At 56.5% G+C, this 20,029-nt stretch carries 16 protein-coding genes; 5 read left to right on the top strand and 11 right to left on the bottom strand.

Going from position 1 to position 20,029, the window contains the following annotated elements; genetic code table 11:
* Positions 1-81: 81 nt before the first annotated feature.
* Entirely contained in the window at positions 82-774 is a 693-nt protein-coding gene (locus AC2FH0_RS01440; protein ID WP_496691084.1) for a M50 family metallopeptidase, read from the bottom strand.
* Between the two features lie 14 nt (positions 775-788).
* Positions 789-1,916: a peptide chain release factor 2 gene (gene prfB / locus AC2FH0_RS01435; protein WP_142633271.1), complete on the bottom strand. Its 1,128-nt coding sequence runs from the start codon at positions 1,914-1,916 to the stop codon at positions 789-791.
* Between the two features lie 77 nt (positions 1,917-1,993).
* Between prfB and AC2FH0_RS01430 the strand changes: the two genes are divergently transcribed.
* Positions 1,994-2,827 (top strand): aminoglycoside phosphotransferase family protein, encoded by an 834-nt coding sequence (locus AC2FH0_RS01430; protein ID WP_496788348.1) that lies wholly within the window; start codon positions 1,994-1,996, stop codon positions 2,825-2,827.
* Here AC2FH0_RS01430 and AC2FH0_RS01425 read toward each other — a convergent pair.
* The 3 genes from AC2FH0_RS01425 to AC2FH0_RS01415 all read right to left on the bottom strand — a co-directional run bounded on the left by AC2FH0_RS01425 (position 2,821) and on the right by AC2FH0_RS01415 (position 7,856).
* Entirely contained in the window at positions 2,821-5,310 is a 2,490-nt protein-coding gene (locus AC2FH0_RS01425) for a penicillin-binding protein 1A (RefSeq protein ID WP_496691081.1), read from the bottom strand. The two genes, AC2FH0_RS01430 and AC2FH0_RS01425, sit on opposite strands and share 7 nt — an antisense overlap.
* A 95-nt stretch (positions 5,311-5,405) precedes the next feature.
* Entirely contained in the window at positions 5,406-6,626 is a 1,221-nt protein-coding gene (locus tag AC2FH0_RS01420) for an N-acetylmuramoyl-L-alanine amidase (RefSeq protein WP_496788346.1), read from the bottom strand.
* Positions 6,627-6,692: 66 nt separating this feature from the next.
* Positions 6,693-7,856 (bottom strand): pyridoxal phosphate-dependent aminotransferase, encoded by a 1,164-nt coding sequence (locus AC2FH0_RS01415; RefSeq protein WP_496701265.1) that lies wholly within the window; start codon positions 7,854-7,856, stop codon positions 6,693-6,695.
* Between AC2FH0_RS01415 and AC2FH0_RS01410 the strand changes: the two genes are divergently transcribed.
* The gene (locus tag AC2FH0_RS01410) at positions 7,855-9,237 is read left to right on the top strand and encodes a M48 family metalloprotease (protein WP_142633260.1); all 1,383 of its coding nucleotides are present in this window, start codon (positions 7,855-7,857) and stop codon (positions 9,235-9,237) included. The two genes, AC2FH0_RS01415 and AC2FH0_RS01410, sit on opposite strands and share 2 nt — an antisense overlap.
* Complete coding sequence (locus AC2FH0_RS01405) at positions 9,234-9,992, top strand: DsbA family protein (protein ID WP_142633258.1); 759 nt, start codon at positions 9,234-9,236, stop codon at positions 9,990-9,992. The genes AC2FH0_RS01410 and AC2FH0_RS01405 overlap by 4 nt, the downstream gene beginning before the upstream one ends.
* A 39-nt stretch (positions 9,993-10,031) precedes the next feature.
* Here AC2FH0_RS01405 and AC2FH0_RS01400 read toward each other — a convergent pair whose 3' ends face one another.
* From AC2FH0_RS01400 to hemA, 4 genes are all read right to left on the bottom strand, one after another.
* Complete coding sequence (locus tag AC2FH0_RS01400) at positions 10,032-11,453, bottom strand: pectate lyase family protein (protein WP_496708549.1); 1,422 nt, start codon at positions 11,451-11,453, stop codon at positions 10,032-10,034.
* A 305-nt stretch (positions 11,454-11,758) separates the two neighbouring features.
* On the bottom strand, positions 11,759-12,880 hold the full coding sequence (gene ispG / locus AC2FH0_RS01395) for a flavodoxin-dependent (E)-4-hydroxy-3-methylbut-2-enyl-diphosphate synthase (protein WP_142633254.1): 1,122 nt from the start codon (positions 12,878-12,880) through the stop codon (positions 11,759-11,761).
* Between the two features lie 70 nt (positions 12,881-12,950).
* Complete coding sequence (locus tag AC2FH0_RS01390; protein WP_496701273.1) at positions 12,951-14,162, bottom strand: helix-turn-helix domain-containing protein; 1,212 nt, start codon at positions 14,160-14,162, stop codon at positions 12,951-12,953.
* A gap of 128 nt (positions 14,163-14,290) precedes the next feature.
* The gene (gene hemA / locus AC2FH0_RS01385; RefSeq protein WP_496788345.1) at positions 14,291-15,514 is read right to left on the bottom strand and encodes a 5-aminolevulinate synthase; all 1,224 of its coding nucleotides are present in this window, start codon (positions 15,512-15,514) and stop codon (positions 14,291-14,293) included.
* A gap of 324 nt (positions 15,515-15,838) precedes the next feature.
* On the opposite strand from hemA, the gene AC2FH0_RS01380 reads away from it, so the two are divergent.
* A complete protein-coding gene (locus AC2FH0_RS01380; RefSeq protein ID WP_496688386.1) occupies positions 15,839-17,224 on the top strand; it encodes a M20/M25/M40 family metallo-hydrolase in 1,386 nt (461 codons plus the stop codon).
* 109 nt (positions 17,225-17,333) lie between these two features.
* Here AC2FH0_RS01380 and lpdA read toward each other — a convergent pair whose 3' ends face one another.
* Complete coding sequence (gene lpdA, locus AC2FH0_RS01375) at positions 17,334-18,728, bottom strand: dihydrolipoyl dehydrogenase (RefSeq protein WP_271947557.1); 1,395 nt, start codon at positions 18,726-18,728, stop codon at positions 17,334-17,336.
* Between the two features lie 214 nt (positions 18,729-18,942).
* Here lpdA and AC2FH0_RS01370 point away from each other — a divergent pair, with 214 nt between their 5' ends.
* Complete coding sequence (locus tag AC2FH0_RS01370) at positions 18,943-19,377, top strand: hypothetical protein (RefSeq protein ID WP_496788344.1); 435 nt, start codon at positions 18,943-18,945, stop codon at positions 19,375-19,377.
* On the opposite strand, the gene AC2FH0_RS01365 is transcribed toward AC2FH0_RS01370, so the two are convergent.
* Positions 19,374-19,952, bottom strand: coding sequence for a DUF924 family protein (locus AC2FH0_RS01365; protein WP_142633241.1), 579 nt, complete (start codon positions 19,950-19,952; stop codon positions 19,374-19,376). The two genes, AC2FH0_RS01370 and AC2FH0_RS01365, sit on opposite strands and share 4 nt — an antisense overlap.
* Between the last annotated feature and the right edge of the window lie 77 nt (positions 19,953-20,029).

The raw sequence follows: 20,029 nt of genomic DNA, 5'->3' as shown, positions 1-20,029 counted from the left end.
CTTTTTGGTCAGCCTAGCCGGAGCGTATCCTCATTTAAACCCTCAGTTTGAATGCATCTTTTTACCAAAGACCACCCGAGGTCACTTGGATCGAGACTCAAAATGCAAATTGCTGTCGTGCCCAAGAAAGTGTTTTACGCACAATAGGATGGAAAGGACGCTTAACACAAGCCAGATCCCGCCCCACATCATGGTTGTGCCGCCGAATTCTTGGGCCAGCATGTAGGCATCCGAGCGGACACCCGAGCGCCGGATCGTGTCATCAAAGATATCATAAGGCACATAGATCACGCTGGTCAGCCCGATCACGCGTAAAGCCAGATCACAGATCGGCCGACTTAGATAGAACGCCATGCCGATCATTACCGCCCCAACACCTGCACAAAACGCCATGGCAAAGGGATCGCGGACATAAAGCGCTGTTACCAACAGCATCACTCCGCCAAATCCACCCAGCACCGCCCGGTCCCAATGCGTGCGCAATGCAATCAGCAACAACCCCATCCCTAGCGCCAGCGACCCGAGATAACCGGCGGACAGGCTGAAGAACCTTTGCCCACCACGCGCTGTGACAAGACCACCCTGCTGCGGTGAGATCGAGAAGCTCTCGACCGAACCACCGGTTAGGACGACGGTTATCGCGTGCGACAGCTCGTGCAGGAAAACGATGAGTATCTTCAGAGGCACCACAACCGGCGTAGACCAGAACACAAACACCAAAGCGACAAGCGCAATCAGTTGCCAATGTCCTTTGATCAGCTTCATCATGGGCATCGAACGCGCTGCTATCAGCCTTCGCCCTGCGCTTCGGAGCGGCTTTTTCCGGCCACGTTCAAGGCCAGTGTGGCGGCCATGAACCCGTCAAGATCCCCATCCAAAACCCCCTTGGTATCCGAGGTTTCATGGTTGGTCCTCAGGTCCTTGACCATCTGGTAGGGCTGCAGAACATACGACCGGATCTGGTTGCCCCAACCCGCATCGCCCTTGGCCTCGTGGGCTGCGTTGATGTCAGCATTGCGGCGGTCCAGCTCTTGCTGGTACAGGCGGGATTTCAGTGCTTTCATCGCAATATCACGGTTCTGGTGCTGGGATTTCACGGATGATGTAACAACGATCCCGGTCGGGATATGCGTGATCCGCACGGCCGAGTCCGTGGTGTTCACGTGCTGGCCTCCTGCCCCCGAGGACCGGTAGGTGTCGATGCGAATCTCGGACGGGTTGACCTCGATCTCGATATTGTCGTCCACCACCGGGTAAACCCAGACCGAACTGAACGAGGTATGCCGTTTGGCCGCCGAGTCATAAGGTGAAATTCGCACCAGCCGATGCACACCGCTTTCCGATTTCAGCCAGCCATAGGCGTTGTGGCCAGAAATTTTGTACGCTGCGGATTTAATGCCCGCCTCTTCGCCCGAGGTCTCGGATTGCAACTCGACCGTATAGCCCTTTTTCTCGGCCCAGCGGACATACATCCGCGCCAGCATCGAAGCCCAGTCGCAGCTTTCGGTGCCGCCTGCGCCCGAATTGATCTCAAGGAAAGTGTCGTTGCCGTCGGCCTCTCCGTCCAGCAGCGCCTCAAGCTCTTTCTTGGCGGCTTTGGCTTTTAGCTTTCTGATCGCCTCTTCGGCGTCGGTGACGACCTCTTCGTCCTCTTCCATCTCGCCCAGTTCGATCAACTCCATATTGTCGCTGAGGTCGGTTTTGATGGACTCATAGATTTCAATAGCATCGACCAGCATCTGCCGCTCGCGCATCAGTTTTTGCGCATTCTCGGGGTTGTCCCACAGGTTGGGATCCTCAACCCGGGCATTGAATTCCTCAAGGCGATGGGGTGCGGTTTCATAGTCCATGCGCTGCGCCAGCAGCTCTAGCGACTTTTCAATTTCCGCCACGGTATTCTGGGTTTCGGCGCGCATGGTTACGTCCCAACTTGCTCAATCAGGCCTGCGTGATAGCAAGAGCGTGGGGCCACCACAAGACAGCGGAGACCTGAATGCATATTGTTCCGGGTGATATCATGGATTGCTGGGGATTATGCCGTGCCACACTGATCGCCGAAGCCCAGCATGCGTTAGTCTGGAAAGTTCACGCGCGGGATTATGGGCCGGCCGCGCTAAAGCTATACCACCGCGCAGATCGCGGGAACGAAGCTGCTTCGACCGGGCTTTTGTCGCTCTGGCGGGATCGTGGCGCGGTTGCCATTTATGCCGAAGCGGGCAAAGCCGTATTGATGGAGTGGTTGGAGGGTCCGACACTGGGTGACATCGCGCGTGACGGAAACGCTGAAAGCGCGCTGCAGGTTTTCTCGGAGATGGCCCACCGCCTTCACCAAAAGCCCACGGTTGCGTTCGACGAGCTGCGACCATTGCACGAGGTATTCAATCCACTGTTTGACTGCACGTTTGCCCGCGATTGCCCCGACGCGCTACAACGCGATGTGATCCGCGCAACGGAACTGGCATCAAACCTTCTGACGAGCCAACCGCAGGTGGTGCCGCTGTATGGTGACCTTCACACCGATAACGTAATTCAAACGCCTTCAGGGGCACGGGTAATTGATGCAAAGGGGTATCTGGGCGATCCTGCTTTTGAACTTGCAAACGCATTGCGGCACCCCAAAGGCATGCCCGATCTGGTTCGCAGCCGCGACCAGATCGAACGTTGCCTCCAGCTTTACTCCGGTGCGTTAGGTGTGTCGCGGAAACGTCTTGCCCAATGGGCCGCTGCAAAAGGTGCGCTATCCATCATGTGGCGCGGCCATGGGATAGTTTCAGCTACGCCCGAGGCAACGCTCTTGAATCTGTTGTTGCGCGCGGCGGATCAGTAAAGCCCGCCGCCCTGCAAATCGCCCTGGCTGGCATTTGGGCCAACGGTGATGGTGTCGCCGGTCGACGTGGTCACCTGACGACCCGAGCTGTTGACCTCTTCAAACAGCGGCAGGTCGGAACCCATCGCAAAACCACCGTCATAGATGCGGTCGATAAAGCCGTCGGCGCCATCGCGGAAATACTCGGCCACGACAAAGTCTCCGGACGCATCAGATGGCAAACGTGCACCGCTGAACCGGTCAATTTTTATAAAGTGACCACCCGGTGGCACTTCGAACGGACCTCCGCCGTATTTATCGACAGCTGTCTCCATGAAGCTTTGGAACACGGGACCGCACAAAGTGCCGCCATAAGCGCCCCGGCCCATCGGGCGCGGACGGTCGTAGCCGATATAGCAGCCAGCAACGATGTTCGAAGTAAAGCCGATGAACCAGGCGTCTTTGGATTCATTGGTTGTCCCGGTTTTCCCAGCGGTGGGCACCGGCAGATTGACAACACGGGATGCCGTGCCACGATCCACGACACCTTTCATCATCGACGTCAGCTGATAAGCGGTGATCGCATCCATGACCTGACTGCGGTTGGTCTCGATCGTGGGGGATTCATCAGGTTCCAGCCAGGCCGAATTACAATCCAGGCACTGGCGGTCATCGTGGCGATAGATTGTCTTGCCGAACCGATCCTGAATACGGTCAACCAGAGTGGGTTCAACCCGCTCGCCGCCATTTGCGAACATCGCATAGGCCGCAACCATCTTGTACAGCGTCGTCTCTTCGGACCCCAGCGAGTTGGCCAGGAAAGCACCCATCCGGTCATAAACGCCAAAGCGTTCCGCGTATCCGGCAACCACGGGCATCGTGACTTCTTGCGCCAGACGGATGGTCATCAGGTTCCGCGACTGTTCAATCCCGGTACGCAGTGGCGTCGGCCCGTAGAATTTGTTGGTCGAATTCTTGGGTCGCCACAGGCCCTGCGGTGTGTTCACTTCGATCGGAGCGTCGACCACAATGGTCGCAGGGCTATACCCGCTGTCCAACGCAGCAGCATAAACGAAAGGCTTAAAGCTTGACCCGGGTTGACGCTGCGCCTGCGTGGCACGGTTGAACACAGAATCCTGATACGAGAATCCGCCCTGCATCGCCAAAACCCGGCCCGAGTTCACGTCCATCGCAACAAAGCCGCCCTGAACCTCGGGGACCTGACGGGCCGACCATTGGCCTTCTTCCCCGGCCATCACCAGAATGACGTCACCGCGTTTGAAGTTGTCGAAGAAGCTGCCCTGCATCCACTTGATGTCCGAGCGCGGGATGATGCCGTCAGCCGGACCATTTTCAATGCCGACGGTCAGGGCCTGCTCACCGACATCCAGTACTACTGCGGGATACCACTGCGTTGGCAGAACCACATCACGGGGGATTTCCAAAATCGCCAAGGCCTCACGCCACTGCACCTCATCCGCCAGTATTTCTTCGGCGATCACTTCGTCGGTCCCGTGCCATTTTCCACGAGACCGGTCGTATTTCTGCAGCGCCTCGCGCAGGGCGTGCGCGGCTTTGACTTGCATTTCCTCGTCCACAGAGGCGCGGACAGTAAAACCACCTGTGAAGAACTCGCCCTCGCCGAAATCTTCGCTCAGCTGGCGGCGGATTTCGTCGGTGAAGTAATCCCGCGGCGGTAAGGCGGTGCGGAAACTTTCGAAATCACCATTCTGGACAGACCGCAAAGGCATCTCAACCTCGGCCTCATAGGTCGCCGTGTCGATATAACCGTTTTGGTTCATCTCGCGCAGCACATAATTGCGCCGGTTCACAAGGCGTTCTTTCTGCCGAACCGGGTGATAATCCGACGGCGCCTTGGGCATAGCTGCCAAAGTGGCGGCCTCATGCGGAGCCAATTCCTGAAGGGTCTTGTTGAAATAGGTTTGCGCTGCTGCGGTTACACCATACGAGTTCTGGCCCAGAAAAATCTCGTTCATGTAGAGTTCTAGGATCTGTTCCTTATCCAGCGTATTCTCAAGCCGTGTGGCCAGGATGATCTCTTTGATCTTGCGCTCGGCCCGACGGTCCCCCGACAACAGGAAGTTCTTCATTACCTGCTGTGTGATCGTCGATGCACCCCGTACATTCTCGCCCTTGGATTTCACTGCCTCGACACCAGCGGCAATAATCCCGCGCGGATCATAGCCCTTATGGTTATAGAAATTCTTGTCTTCGGCCGAAATAAAGGCCTGCTTAACCAGTTCGGGGATTTCTTCTGACGGGGTGAACAGACGGCGTTCCTGCGCAAATTCGTCGATCAGCTGACCCTCACCAGAATAAATCCGGCTGATCGTGGGCGGTTTGTACTGCGCCAGGGATTCGTGACTGGGCAGGTCGCGCCCATACATCCAGAACACCGCGCCGATAACCAGCGCAGCCATAAAAATACCCAGGGTCACGAGGCTGAATATCGCCCCGAAAATCGAAAGAATGAAACGGATCACGTTACTGCCTTTTGCTCGCGGTGCCGCCTATATAGTGTCGCACCTGTGCAGGGTCAAAACACCATGGCCAATAATAGCCGGTTTGCGCCGCGGGGTCACTGTCCAATCAGGGATCGTTTTACCATATCGTCCTGGCGCCATTTCTCTAGCCCATCCCGAATACCGCGCGCCATTCCCATGCGCCATTCCTGATTTCGTATATTTTTCAAATCTCTAGGGCTGGAAAGGAAGCCAAGCTCAATCAGAACGGAAGGAATATCCGCTGCCTTAAGAACCGAAAATGAGGCTGTGCGAATTGGCTTGTTGTTCATCGGACCACCCTGTTGCGTCATTCCATTTGCCAGCATTTGTGCCAACGCATCCGTACGCGGCCTGGTTTCCTGACGCGCAAGGTCCAGCAGAACATCTGCAACCTGATCATCCGCACCGCTCAGATCGACGCCCGAAATCAAATCACTGCGGTCGTGCCGCTCGGCCAGTTTGTGGCTTGCCACATCCGAGGCATCTTGCGACAGCGTGTAAACGGCTGCGCCATGAGCCCGCCCTTCTGTCAGAATGTCGGCATGTAAAGAGATGAACACATCTGCACCTGCGCGGTGTGCCAATGCAATACGACGTTCAAGAGAAACGAACTGATCATCGGTCCGCGTCATCTCAATCTCATATCCGCCCGTGCGCAATAGCATCTCGCGCAGCTCTCGGGCAAAGGTCAGCATCAGGGTTTTCTCATCATCACCGTCAACTTCGGCGCCGGGATCAATTCCTCCATGCCCGGGGTCCAGCATGACACGCAAAGTTCCGTTGCCCTGCCCCACCGGAGCGACCGATGTCTCTGCTGGTTCGGGCAAATCCCATCCGGATTGACGCGGCGTTCCGGCGCTGGCTGCGAAACTGTCGAAATCTGTCCCTTGCAGCCCAAGCGTCAAATGCGCGGCCCCAGTCGCAGAGTCCACTCGCATATCCGCTGTCTCAACCGCCAGAGGCGCGCCCAACTCTAGCACCATGCGGGACCAGCCCGGTACATAAGAGCCGAACTGCACACCGCTGATACGACCAGTCTGTAGAAAGCGGTCACGATCAAGACCGGTCCAGTCTACCTCCTGGAAATCCAGGATCATCCGATACGGGTCGCGCAGGGTAAAAACGCGATAAGGCACCCCCTGGCTAAGCCCAAGCTGGATGCTTACACCGGACCGCCCGTCATCAACAATCGAACTTTGGTCTGGCAAAACACGGGCGAGTGCGCTGAAATCCTGCGCAACTGCGGTACTGCCTAGCGCCCAGATCAGCGCGATGGCGTAGATAATTCTGCTCATGGCCTCAAGTTTTCCCGAGATCGATTGAAGCGCAGCCTACCCGACCCGCACTTGGATGTGAACGCTTTAGGCTTGGGCAGAAATCAAGCCCCGATCAGCCGTGAAACGCTGAAGTCGCCGAAGCCCCTCTTCGATATCCCCGGTCGAACGTGCATAGGAAAAACGGATAGTGCCATGCCCGCGCTGAGGATCGAAATCCAGCCCCGGAGTGACCGCCACGCCGACCTTATCCAAAATCTCAGCCGCAAAGGCACGGCTGTCGTCGGTCAGGTCAGACACATCGGCGTAAACATAGAATGCCCCATCAGGTGGCGCGATATTGGTGAAACCGGCTTTGGGCAGACCGTCCAACATCAGCGCGCGGTTCCGCCGATAGACATCCAAATTTGCCTGCAATTCTTCATCACAATCCATCGCAGCCAGCGCCGCCACCTGGCTGGCATGGGGCGCGCAGATAAACATGTTCTGCGCGATCCGTTCGACGACGCGCACCTGATCCTCGGGTACAACCATCCAGCCCACACGCCAACCTGTCATAGAGAAATACTTAGAGAATGAGTTGATCACATAGCACTCATCTGTCAGCTCCAGCGCGGTGACGGCTTTGGCTTCGTATTCCAGACCATGATAAATCTCGTCACTGATGAAAGACGCGCCCTGGCTGTGTGCGGCGTCGATCAGCGCACCCATTGCGGCATGGTTCAGCATGGTTCCTGTCGGGTTGGCGGGCGAGGCCACCATCAGCCCCTGCAAATTTAGCCCGGCGAAATCGGCTGGCACCGGCTGCAGGCGGTGTTCCGGAGCGGTGGGCAGATCAACCGCGACCAGCCCCAGGGCCCGCAATATCTGCCGATATGACGGATAGCCGGGGGCCCCAATACCCACGCGATCCCCGCTGTCGAACAGCGCGGTGAACGCCAACAGAAATCCGCCTGACGAACCGGGGGTTATCACCACCCGTTCGGGATTGAGATCGACATTATACCACTCGCCATACATCTGCGCGATCCGGCGGCGCAGTGCTGGCAGACCCAATGCAACGGTATATCCCAGCGGGCCTTGCTCCATTGCCTTAGCCAATGCCTCGGTCGCCCCTTTGGGTGCGCCGGTTCCAGGCTGGCCGACCTCCATGTGGATGATGTGGCGGCCAGCTTCTTCGGCTTTGCGGGCAGCCTCCATCACGTCCATCACGATGAACGGATCGACCCCGGACCGGGTTGAGTTTCGCATGGCCATCTCCCATGTTGCAATCATGGCTTTTGAACGCGTATCCAGGCTGGCGTCAATCCCGGCCCTGTTGCTGTTTGCAGTGACTTGGCTCGTAGGCGCTGTTCAGGCCCAAAGCCTGATCCGTGATCCAGATGTTGAACACGGTCTGCGAGAGCTGGCCTTTCCCGTTCTGCGCGCCGCCGGTCTAAATACCAACCGGGTCCAGATACTGGTGGTCAATGACAGCACGTTCAACGCCTTCGTTCTGGATTACAATGCGATCTATCTGAACTATGGGTTAATCCTTTCAGTCGAAAGCCCCGAGATGTTGCAGGCGGTTATCGCACATGAGGCGGCCCATATCGCCAACGGGCATCTATCGCGCCGTTACGAAAACCTGAATGCAGCACGGCAAAAAGCCGGGCTTGGGACGGCTTTGGCTCTGATTGCTGCAGCTGCTGGCGGCGGCGAGGCTGCATTCGGAATTGCGGCCGGTACTAATTCGGCAGCTCTGCGCAGCTTTCTTGGCCACACCCGCGCTGAAGAGTCCTCGGCGGATCGCAGCGCAGCAAGCTATTTACGTTGGGCCGGTATCTCGCCCAGTGGCATGGTGTCTCTGCACCGTAAATTCGCGGGGCAAGAGCTGTTAAACACGGTCAACCAGGACCCATACATGCGATCACACCCCACCAGCCGCGAGAGGTTGCGTGCCGCCGAGGCGTTTCTGGAAGAGTTCGGCGATAAAGCCAAACCCAGCCAGAATGCCGATTACTGGTTCGCAAGGGCGAAAGGTAAACTATCGGCCTTCATCCGCTCGCCCACATGGACGATGCGGCGCGCCAAAGAAGAAACCGCCCAGGACATACGACTGATGCGCAAGGCAGCAGCCCACCATCAAAACCGTGATCTGACCAAAGCGCGCGCTGCGATTGATGGTGCATTGGCAATCCGGCCCAATGACCCCTATTACTATGACCTCAAAGGCCAGATCATGCTTGAAAACCGTCAAGTGGCTGATGCGGTAGCAGCATATGGCAAAGCCGTTGAATTGGCGCCGAATAACCCACTTATCCTGGCCGGATACGGGCGGTCCCTGTTGGTTCAAGGTAAGACAGTGGAAGCCTTGGCCATTCTTGAAAAAGCGCGGGCCAGAGATTTTCGTAACGCAAGATTGATGCAAGACCTGGGTGCAGCTTATGCCAAAACAGGCAATACTGGCATGGCATCGGCGGTTACAGCCGAAAGATATGCCCTGCAGGGCCGTTTGGATGACGCCGGTATTCACGCGAAACGCGCGGTTGCGCAGTTGCCGGTCGGATCACCGGGTTGGCAACGGGCGCAAGATGTGTTGATTGCGTTTGAACAAGCAAACAAGAGTAATTCGAAAAGGAAACGGAAATGATCCTCAGACACGCTGCACCAGCCCTTCTGGGGCTTTCCCTGATCGCAGGATCGGCGCAGGCCCTGGACCTGAGCCAGCTGACCGACGCCGAAAAACAACAATTCGGAGAGCAGGTACGCGAATACCTTCTGGAAAACCCCGAAGTCATCATCGAAGCGATCAACATTCTGGAACAACGCAACGCCGTTGAAGAAGCGCAGGCGGATAAAGAGCTTGTCGCCAGCAATGCTGACGAGCTTTTCAACGACGGGTACAGCTGGGTGGGCGGCAATCCGGACGGAGATATTACTCTGGTCGAATTCATGGACTATCGCTGCGGATATTGCCGCCGTGCGGTGCCCGAAGTGGCCAGCCTGCTGGCCGAGGATGGCAATATTCGGCTTGTGATCAAAGAGTTTCCGATCCTCGGAGACGCGTCGATGATCTCATCCCGCTTTGCCGTTGCCGCTAAACATGTTGCCGGGGACGATGCCTATAAGCAGGTTCACGATGCCCTGCTCGAATTCACCGGGGAACCGTCGCCGGTTACTTTGCGCCGTATCTCGGACGGGCTGGGTTTGGACAGTGACGCGATTCTGGCGGCAATGGACAGCGAACAGGTCACCGAGGAAATCCAAAAGACCCGTGAATTGGCGCAGCGGATGCAGATTTCGGGCACGCCTTCGTTTGTGCTGGGCAGCGAAATGCTGCGCGGGTACCTGAAAGCAGATCAGATGCAGCAAATTGCGAACGCCGTTCGCGCCGAGCAAGGCTGATTTGGCAGGCCGGTTCCACAACAGGAGCCGGCCTTTCCGTCAGGGCATCGGGTCGCCAGCAAGGTGGCTTAGATATTCCTCTAGATTAGACCAGCCATCGCCGTCCCGGTCCGCCCAGACATCAGAGGGATCATTCGGGTCCAGGCCAGTCCGCCCTGTTTCCCAAGTATCAGACATTCCGTCCCGGTCAGTATCAACTGCCGCGTGAACAATGGGCAAATCCGGCCAACCGCCCACCTCGCCCGGATCGTTTATCCGATGTCCATCACAGCCGCGGACGTTTTCGATCACCATCGCATCCAGACTGTCCAAAGCTTGGTCATCCCCGTGCCGGGCCCCCACGGTTCCAAGAACGGTTTCGTATGTCGTGCTCACCTCGGCAGGTTCAACCGACAGCGGCTGGTGAGGTTCAGCCACAAGGAATTCGACCGCCGCATCATCCGCAATCTTGCCCTTCACTGATCTGTCGCATAGCAGCTCAATACGGCTGTCCAGATGCAGGTTATCTTGTTCGAAAACCGAGATGCTGAACCCTTTGTCCGCGCCATAAGGGAACACCTCGAATGCGGCGGGGGGCGGCCTGTTCCGTGTACTGGGGCCCGGCAGGACCACGTTTCCCACATAGGCGATCCATGTGTCGCCGTAATGGTTCCAGAACTCACCGAATTGCGAGGTCGCGTCGTAGAACACGTTGTTAATAATGTCGACTTGCCCAGATGGTGACGACTGGATGTCTGGATTTCTGTCGCGGTTATGGGCAAACAGGTTTTGATACAGGGTGACCCGCCCACATTGCCTTGCCGTTCCATCATCGGAACACAGCAGAGCTCCTTTTGAATGCTTTCCCTTTGTATGGGTGGACTTATCCAGAGCCAGGGCTGAGATGCTGCGGGCAATCGTGATATCTTCGCTTGGCAGGTTTTCCGTTCCAACGCCCAGATTCTCATCCGTGGCAAATTGGATCGAGACACGGTCAACGTAGATATTCGAACTGCTCTCTATGGAAAGCCCGTCCACGTTCGACGAGGGCTTGTAACTGGGTCCGGGCCGAAACTTGAGGTTCCGCAGCAAAACGTCCTGCGCCTCAAAAATCATCAGGGGTGAATCCAGAACCTTGCCAAGTTTGATCTGCACCCCCTGTCCCGGCGCGGTCTGTCCGGCGATATAGGTGTTCGAAGCCACTTTCATCTGGGTGTCTACGGTGATCGTCCCCGAAATATCGAAAACGCAAACCCGTCCGGAGCCATCATTTTCGACGCACTCACGCAGGCTGCCCGGGCCGGTATCGTCCAGGGTTGTGATATGAAACACTTCGCCGCCACGCCAACCCGTAGCGTTCTGCCCATATCCCACCGCACCGGGAAATGCGGACTGATCGGCCACTACGCTATCTGCCACCATGAAACCCGAACACCCGGCGATAACTACACCCAGGCCGAAGGCTTTCAAGTTACGGCGCATTGCATAAGCCCCCTGTAAGAGTTCGGACCGCAAAGACCGAGGGCCGAAGAGGCAGGAGACAATCTATTCTGCAAACGATCACTTACTGGCATACGACTAAGAAACCCTTGAAACAAAAACAACAAATCTAAGCGGGAATAAAAATCTCATTCCTAACAATAATGTGGACCAACAGCGTCGTGTTTTCAATGAGGTGTCTGGGATTGGGGTCCACCAGATACACGCGGCCAACAACGTGCAGGCCCTATGAATTGACCCTGCATGCCTGCCGAACTGGTCATTCAACGGCCAATCAAGCTGGAAAATTACTCAGCGGCTTCCTGCGCAGCGTCCAATTCAGCGGCCTTCTTCTCGACCTCTTCAACAATGTGGTCGACCATCTGATCGTTGGACATCTTGTGGCTGGCCTTGCCCGCCAGATACACCATACCCGATCCGGCACCGCCGCCGGTAAAGCCGACATCGGTCATCAGCGCTTCGCCCGGGCCGTTCACGACACAGCCGATGATCGAAAGGCTCATTGGTGTTTTGATATGTTCAAGACGCTGTTCCAACGCCTCGACTGTTTTGATCACATCGAACCCCTGCCGCGCACAAGAGGGGCATGAGATGATATTAACCCCGCGATGGCGCAAGCCCAGAGATTTCAGGATCTCGAACCCTACCTTGACCTCTTCGACAGGATCCGCAGACAGGCTGACGCGGATCGTGTCGCCAATGCCCATCCATAGCAGATTGCCCAGACCAATCGCCGATTTGATGGTGCCCGAAACCAGTCCTCCGGCCTCGGTTATACCCAGATGGATGGGGGCGTCCGTGGCCTCGGCGATGCCCTGATAGGCAGCGGCCGACAGGAAGACATCGCTGGCTTTCACGCTGATCTTGAATTCGTGGAAATCGTTGTCCTGAAGAATACGGATATGCTCTAGCCCGCTTTCAACCATCGCTTCGGGGCAAGGCTCGCCGTATTTCTCGAGCAGATGCTTTTCCAGGCTTCCCGCATTCACCCCGATCCGGATCGAGCAATTATGGTCACGCGCGGCCTGAATGACCTCTTTCACCCGACTTTCATTGCCAATGTTGCCAGGGTTGATCCGCAAGCATGCTGCGCCTGCCTCGGCGGCCTCGATCCCACGGCGATAGTGAAAGTGGATATCCGCCACGATAGGTACCGGACTTTCGCGCACGATCTCTTTCAGCGCCTTGGACGAGGCCTCATCCGGGACCGAAACGCGCACGATATCCGCACCCGCCTCTGCGGCGGCCTGCACCTGAGCCACAGTCGCCGCAACATCCGTCGTCAGCGTATTGGTCATAGTCTGCACCGCAATCGGAGCGTCACCTCCGACGGGGACGTTTCCAACCATGATCTGACGAGATTTGCGGCGGTAGATATTGCGCCATGGGCGCACGTGATTAAGGGACATGTGGACGGGTCCAAGACTGTCTGAGTTGATCTTTAAATAGTCAGCCTAACTGGCCACTGCAATGGTCAGATCATTCTGTCGGTGCGGCAGAGCTTTGCGCCTGAAGTTCCGCCACCAGTTGCTTGAGGGCGACGTTTTGCTCGGCCTCAAGATCAGCTACCGTATAGCGTTCGGAAACCGCATCCTTGGACAGAACGACACCTTTGGCGACAGTTCCTGGTGCTCCGACCGGGCCGAAATGGTCACCATTCATCGAGAAATAGACAGATCCGGCGGCACCTGCACGTAGGTTAGGCGGTTCTTCTGTCAGCGGTACCTCGAATGTACTGCCCTGTTCGACGGTTCCAAGCGTACCCTCGAAGATGATACTTCCATCCGCAGCGGTGACCCGCATCCACGCCGGATCAACGGCGACGATTTTCAGGGTCGTATCAATCTGTTCAACCACCTGCGGCAATGCCGGGCGAAGAACCGTATGGACTTCGGCAACCTCAACCTTGGGCGGCTCAGGCGGCTGGAAGGTGCCAACGGTACGCGGGTCCAGTGTAGAAATTGGTGCATCACGGGCAACGAGCACCGGCAAATCCAGGGCCTGTGGGCGATACAGCCTATCCAGAGCCTCAGCCGAGGGGGTGTCGATCAGCGCGACTTGATCTTCGGTGGTGCTACGCGCCGCCTCAAGCGGGTCCAAATCAGACAAGACAACCGGAGCCTGTTCAACCGGGCTTACCTGCACTTGCTGAATCCGGTTCAGGACGGACCATCCGCCATATCCAATACCGCCGATCACAGCCAACAGAACCAGAGACGACCCGATGGCACGCGGCTCTATCTGGCTGACCAACGATTCCCGTCCGGGAATATAGGGAGTGTTTGGCGAGATAAACGGATCGCGCCCCATCGGACCGCGAGCCGGCAAGCTGCCCGAGGTCTTTCGAACCACCGACGCCTCGGCCGACATGCCATGTGCGACCTCAAACCCGCTTTCCTTACAAAACGCAAAGAAAGTTTCGTCGGGGTTCATCCCTAGATAGCGGGCATAAGAGCGCACATACCCAGCGATAAATCCGGGCGTATCGAAGGCGTCCGGGTCGGCATCTTCTATGGCTGCAATGTAGTTGGCTTTGATCCGCAGTTCGCGCTGCACATCCAGTAGGGATTTGCCCATTGTTGCGCGTTCACCACGCATCATGTCACCCAGCCGCACCTCATAGTCGTCAAAGCCCTTGGGCCTGACGTCAGTGTCGCCTTCGGATCCGCGCTGTGATCTGCGCCCAATCATCCCTGCTGCCCCATTCTGCCTGTGCGTGTTTCACGCCGTGGTCGAATCATTAAAAGAATGATTCGCGCCGTAGTTTTGTTAGCGTAATTTTAGCACGCGGCATACGAATTGCACACTTTAGCGTTAGGTTAACCGGCAAGTTCGGCGCGATTTAGCGCACAATGTGACCAAAGTTCGTCCATCGCCTGGATCAAACGGTTCATTTCGTCAGGTCCATGAACCGGGGACGGTGTGAAACGCAGGCGTTCTGTTCCACGCGGAACAGTGGGGAAATTGATGGGCTGGACGTAGATTCCATAGTCATCCAGCAGCATATCGCTGAGTTTCTTCGTGTGCACGGGGTTGCCGACAATCACGGGCACAATGTGGCTGCCGTGATCAATCAGTGGCAGGCCCATCCCCTTGAGCCGAAGCTTGAGGATCTTTGCTTGCGTCTGATGCTGCTCTCGCAATTCGGACGCAGTTTTGAGGTAGGCAACCGAAGCTGCGGCACCCGCAGCAACGGCAGGTGGCAGGGACGTCGTAAAGATGAAGCCCGGAGCATAAGACCGCACAGCGTCGCACATTTTAGTGCTGGCCGCGATATAGCCCCCCATGACGCCATAGGCTTTGGCCAATGTGCCGTTGATGATGTCGATCCGATGGGCCAGACGATCACGCTCGGTCACGCCACCGCCGCGCGGTCCGTACATGCCAACGGCGTGGACCTCATCAATATAGGTCAGCGCACCAAATTCATCGGCCAGATCACATATCTCTTCAATCGGGCCAAAATCGCCGTCCATCGAATACACCGACTCAAAGGCGATCAGTTTGGGCGTTGCGGGATCATCCGCTTCAAGCAGTTCGCGCAGATGGGCGACGTCATTGTGGCGGAAGATGCGCTTGGACCCGCCGTTGCGGCGCACCCCTTCGATCATCGAAGCATGGTTCAATGTATCAGAATAAATGATCAGACCGGGAAACAGTTTCGGCAAAGTGCTGAGTGTCGAGTCATTTGCGATATAGGCGCTGGTGAACAGCAACGCAGCTTCTTTGCCGTGTAGATCGGCCAGCTCGGCCTCAAGCCGTTTGTGGTAAACCGTGGTGCCCGAAATGTTGCGGGTTCCACCTGATCCGGCGCCTGCGGCATCCACGGCCTCGTGCATTGCCTCCAGCACCACAGGGTGTTGCCCCATGCCAAGATAGTCGTTGCCGCACCAGACAGTGATATCTTGCTGCGATCCATCGAGGCGCGTGCGCACCGCATGCGGGAAATGACCATTGCGACGTTCGATATCAATGAAGGTCCGGTACCGTCCTTCGTCATGCAGCCTTGCGATCGCTGAATCAAGCTGAGCAGTATAATCCACCGGTTTCTCCTTAGTTGCCCGACCGATATTACGGCGACCGAACGTCTTCTTCTGCGCAGGATACGAATCTGCACCAGAGCATTTCCCACTGCCTGCTTGATACCGCAAGCACAGTGAAAGCTTATTTGATTTGCATCAAATATCCGCTCTGACCCTGACCGACAAGTAAAGTTACGCCCCCTGGACGCGAGGAAACGACGCAGGCACAGCACATTATCTCATCCGGGTTTCCGATATTATACCAGATTCCTGTCCTTGCGGGCTAGACGGCAAAAGTGGCGCTGATAGGGTTCCGGAAAATCCAAATCAAGCAGGAGCCCTCTCATGTCGCTGGACGCTGTTCTGAACCGCATCGACGCCGATCTGCCGACCTCAATCGACCGCCTGATGGAACTGCTCCGCATTCCGTCAATTTCAACCGATCCGGCCTTTGACCAACAGGTCAACCAGGCAGCTGACTGGCTGGTATCTGACCTGAAAAGCATAGGAATTCAGGCTGAAAAACGTGAAACCACCGGACATCCCATGGTGGTGGGCCACATAGGCGAGGACAACAGCGCGCCCCATGTTCTGTTCTACGGCCATTATGACGTTCAACCCGTTGACCCGTTGAACCAGTGGAACCGGGATCCGTTCGATCCGGCCATTGAAGAAACCGAAAATGGGCCAGTTATCCGGGGTCGAGGCTCTTCGGACGATAAGGGACAGTTGATGACCTTCGTCGAAGCGTGCCGCGCATGGAAGGCCGTCCATGGCACCCTGCCCTGCCGCATCACCTTCTTCTTCGAAGGCGAAGAAGAATCCGGTTCGCCGTCGCTGGTCCCGTTCCTGCGTGAAAACGTGGCCGAGTTGAAAGCGGATCTGGCATTGGTATGCGACACTTCGATGGTGTCGCGTGGGGTGCCATCAATCGCGTCACAGCTGCGCGGGATGCTCAAGGACGAATTCACCATCATCGGTCCGCGGATCGACCTGCACTCGGGCCATTACGGCGGACCGGGGCTAAACCCGCTGCGAGAGCTCTCCAAGATCGTCGCCTCGTTCTATGACGACGAAACCGGTCGCGTCGCTGTCGAAGGCTTTTATGACGGGGTTCATGAGGTCCCGGCCGAACAGTTGCGCCAATGGGAAAACTGCGGGTTCGATGAGGCGGATTATCTGAACTCGGTGGGGTATTCTCAGCCACACGGCGAAAAAGGATATTCGACATTGCAGCAACAATGGGCGCGCCCGACGCTTGAGGTAAACGGGCTTTGGGGCGGTTATAACGGCGCCGGTTCGAAGACGGTCATTCCCTCACAGGCGCATTGCAAGATCACCTGCCGTCTGGTGGGTGACATGAACCCTGACGCCTTGCGTGACCAGATTCGCAAGCATGTAGAAGACCGCCTGTCACCCGACGCGAAAGTACAGTGGGACAACGATCTTGAAGGCGCGCCCGCATCCGTCATGAATATCAACCGCCCCGAATTCGAAGCCGCCCGAGGCGCATTGTCCGATGAATGGGGGCGCGAAGCCGTCTTTACCGGAATGGGCGGGTCAATCCCTGTCGTTGGCTACTTCGACACGGAACTTGGCATGGATTCCATGCTTGTGGGCTTTGCCAATGATGATGACGCAATTCACTCACCGAATGAGAAATATGACGTCAAAAGCTTTCACAAAGGCATCCGGTCCTGGGCGCGCATTCTCGACGCTTTGACCCGATAACCAAATCCGGGAATCAAAAGGCCAGATGAAGCTTGGTTCGCTGCTTCATCTGGCCAAAGATACTTTTGGTAATGTGCCGCAGATCGGCAGAGGTACCCGCTGCCCTGAGTTACATATGGATCACACGCCCGTAAGCGTCCAAAACGCTTTCATGCATCATCTCGGACAAAGTCGGATGCGGGAACACTGTGTTCATCAGATCCTCTTCGGTGGTTTCAAGCTGCCGCCCGACCACATACCCCTGAATTAACTCAGTGACTTCCGCGCCAATCATGTGGGCGCCCAAAAGCTCTCCGGTTTTGGCGTCGAAGACTGTTTTGACCAGCCCTTCGGGCTCTCCAAGCGCGATTGCCTTGCCGTTGCCGATGAAGGGAAAACGGCCGACCTTGATGTCATAGCCAAGCTCTTTCGCCTTCGCCTCGGAATAGCCGACCGACGCAACCTGCGGATGGCAATAGGTGCAGCCCGCGATGCTTTCGGGTTTGACCGGATGGGCATGTTTCCCGGCGATCAGATCGGCCACCATGACACCCTCATGGCTTGCTTTATGCGCCAGCCATGGCGCTCCGGCAATGTCACCGATGGCATACAGGCCATCGACACCGGTGCGACAGAATTCGTCAGTCACAACATGGGTCCGGTCGATTTTGACACCCAAAGCCTCAAGCCCCAGATTTTCGATATTGCCGACGATGCCCACGGCAGAAATCACGGTGTCAAAGTCGTGCTTTTCGACCTTTCCCTTCACCTCGATATGCGCAGTGACTTTACCCTTAGCGCGGTCCAACTGCTTGACCATCGCCTTTTCCATGATCTTCATGCCCTGTTTGATAAAGGCTTTCTTGGCGAAGGCGCTGATCTCGGCATCCTCGACGGGCAGAACGCGGTCCATGACTTCAACCACCGTCGTATCTGCACCGAGCGTATTGTAGAAGCTAGCGAACTCGATCCCGATTGCACCCGACCCGATGACCAGCAATTTCTTTGGCATCCGTGGCGGCTGCAGGGCGTGTTTGTAAGTCCAAACCAGATCACCATCCGCTTCCAGCCCGGGAAGCTCGCGGGCGCGCGCGCCGGTTGCCAGAACGATGTTCTTGGCTGTCAACTCTTCGCTGCCCTTGTCGGTCTTGACGGAGACCTTGCCCTTGGCCGGAATCGTCGCCTCGCCCATGACAACCGTCACTTTGTTCTTTTTCAGCAGGTGACCGATACCGCCCGAAAGTTGCCCGGCGACACCGCGCGATCGCTTGACCACAGCATCCAAATCATATCCGATCTTCTCGGCCTTCAGCCCAAAATCCTTTGCGCGCTCCATCAGGTGAAACACTTCTGAAGACCGCAGCAGCGCCTTGGTTGGGATACAGCCCCAGTTAAGACATATCCCCCCGAGATGTTCGCGCTCGACCACGGCGGTTTTCAAACCAAGCTGTGCTGCGCGAATGGCTGCGACATACCCGCCAGGACCAGCGCCGATTACGATCAGATCAAAAGATTGTGCTGCCATGTTTCCCTCTCGGAGCAGGTCATTTCCAAATTAGTTTACCATTAAACTAATACCAGCCACCCTTCAACACTTAGTCCCCGCGACAAAAGCTACGCAGGGTAAACCCATACGGATTGCAGAGGTTCGAGCCTATACCGCACCCGTTCGAAACGCTAGAAGATAGCTAAGTATCCCAGTTGCTCCATTCTAAATCCATCTACGCGAAAGGCATAACATGGCTAAAACGCTGAAAGATCTGGTCCTCGCCCTAATCAACGCCACGCTTATCCTGGTGGCCTTGTGTTTGTTTTTGGGCTGGAAGCTGGCCACAACAGCGCAGTCCCTGATGTCTGATTTTTCACAGAAGGTTCAGATCGTCGCCCCTTTGCGCGAAGAGGTTCAAGGGGTGCGCAGTGAATTGGCAGCACTTCGCACTGAACTCGCGACCATACAAGTCAATGGCGCGCTTGCCGACACCGCCACCGCCCAACGGGTCTCGCAAACGCTCGACCGCCTGAGCCAAATCGAAGATACGCTGCAGGCGGCGCAGTCTCGTATCGTTGCGGTTGCCGAAACGCCTGACGCCTTTATCAGCACCGCAATAGAAAAAACGGCCGACACTGTGGCCGACCGTATTATCACAATCAAAGGTTGTTCGGTCGAAGGCTAACCTGCGGCCTGAAGCTCTCGGACGGTGGATCCGTACCCGCCCATGTTTACATAGGCGGCCTCATGTTCGGTCATGGGGCGCGACAATGCTTCGTTACGATAGGGGAAACGGCCGAACTTTCGGATCACCTCCCTATGCGCCCTTGCATGCAGCAGGTTGGTTGACTTGGATTCGTCGATATTCTGGCACATCAGGCGTACACAACGCTCTTGGTCACACAGATTTTCCGAGTGCATCAGTGGAAGATAAAAGAACTGCCGCGCGGGTTCGTCAATCTTCAGATCCCAGCCCTTGTCGATGGCGCATTTCGCTGCCGACAAGGCCGCCTTGTCAGTGGCGAACGCCTTACCACTGCCGCGGAACATATTTCTAGGAAACTGGTCCATCAGAATGATATAGGCCAGTGCCCCGCTGGGGTATGTCAGCCAGAGAGAGAACTTTCCCTCATTAGCAATTTCCCATGTGGAAAGAAATTTTTCGCGGATCTCTGCGTCTAGCGCTTCATCCTCAATATACCAACCATCTGGACCAACTTGATCCAGCCAAAAACTCAATACTTCTTCAGGCCCTACCATTGCCTTGCTCCGTCGTTTTGCCCTCCCCAGGGACGTAACGTCATTTAAGGCTGATTTACAGATTTGTGACAGTAAAA

The organism is Ruegeria sp. CDSC051 (assembly GCF_059610665.1).
Note: the sequence above shows the minus strand (reverse complement) of the source record. Positions and strands in the feature narration are given on the sequence as shown.

What these genes read in the sequence shown, in the direction of transcription:
- AC2FH0_RS01440 (WP_496691084.1), bottom strand. Translation starts at nt 774, where the DNA reads ATGCCCATGATGAAGCTGATCAAAGGACATTGGCAACTGATTGCGCTT.
- prfB (WP_142633271.1), bottom strand. Translation starts at nt 1,916, where the DNA reads ATGCGCGCCGAAACCCAGAATACCGTGGCGGAAATTGAAAAGTCGCTA.
- AC2FH0_RS01430 (WP_496788348.1), top strand. Translation starts at nt 1,994, where the DNA reads ATGCATATTGTTCCGGGTGATATCATGGATTGCTGGGGATTATGCCGT.
- AC2FH0_RS01420 (WP_496788346.1), bottom strand. Translation starts at nt 6,626, where the DNA reads ATGAGCAGAATTATCTACGCCATCGCGCTGATCTGGGCGCTAGGCAGT.
- AC2FH0_RS01410 (WP_142633260.1), top strand. Translation starts at nt 7,855, where the DNA reads ATGGCCATCTCCCATGTTGCAATCATGGCTTTTGAACGCGTATCCAGG.
- AC2FH0_RS01415 (WP_496701265.1), bottom strand. Translation starts at nt 7,856, where the DNA reads ATGCGAAACTCAACCCGGTCCGGGGTCGATCCGTTCATCGTGATGGAC.
- AC2FH0_RS01405 (WP_142633258.1), top strand. Translation starts at nt 9,234, where the DNA reads ATGATCCTCAGACACGCTGCACCAGCCCTTCTGGGGCTTTCCCTGATC.
- AC2FH0_RS01400 (WP_496708549.1), bottom strand. Translation starts at nt 11,453, where the DNA reads ATGCGCCGTAACTTGAAAGCCTTCGGCCTGGGTGTAGTTATCGCCGGG.
- ispG (WP_142633254.1), bottom strand. Translation starts at nt 12,880, where the DNA reads ATGTCCCTTAATCACGTGCGCCCATGGCGCAATATCTACCGCCGCAAA.
- AC2FH0_RS01390 (WP_496701273.1), bottom strand. Translation starts at nt 14,162, where the DNA reads ATGATTGGGCGCAGATCACAGCGCGGATCCGAAGGCGACACTGACGTC.
- AC2FH0_RS01380 (WP_496688386.1), top strand. Translation starts at nt 15,839, where the DNA reads ATGTCGCTGGACGCTGTTCTGAACCGCATCGACGCCGATCTGCCGACC.
- lpdA (WP_271947557.1), bottom strand. Translation starts at nt 18,728, where the DNA reads ATGGCAGCACAATCTTTTGATCTGATCGTAATCGGCGCTGGTCCTGGC.
- AC2FH0_RS01370 (WP_496788344.1), top strand. Translation starts at nt 18,943, where the DNA reads ATGGCTAAAACGCTGAAAGATCTGGTCCTCGCCCTAATCAACGCCACG.
- AC2FH0_RS01365 (WP_142633241.1), bottom strand. Translation starts at nt 19,952, where the DNA reads ATGGTAGGGCCTGAAGAAGTATTGAGTTTTTGGCTGGATCAAGTTGGT.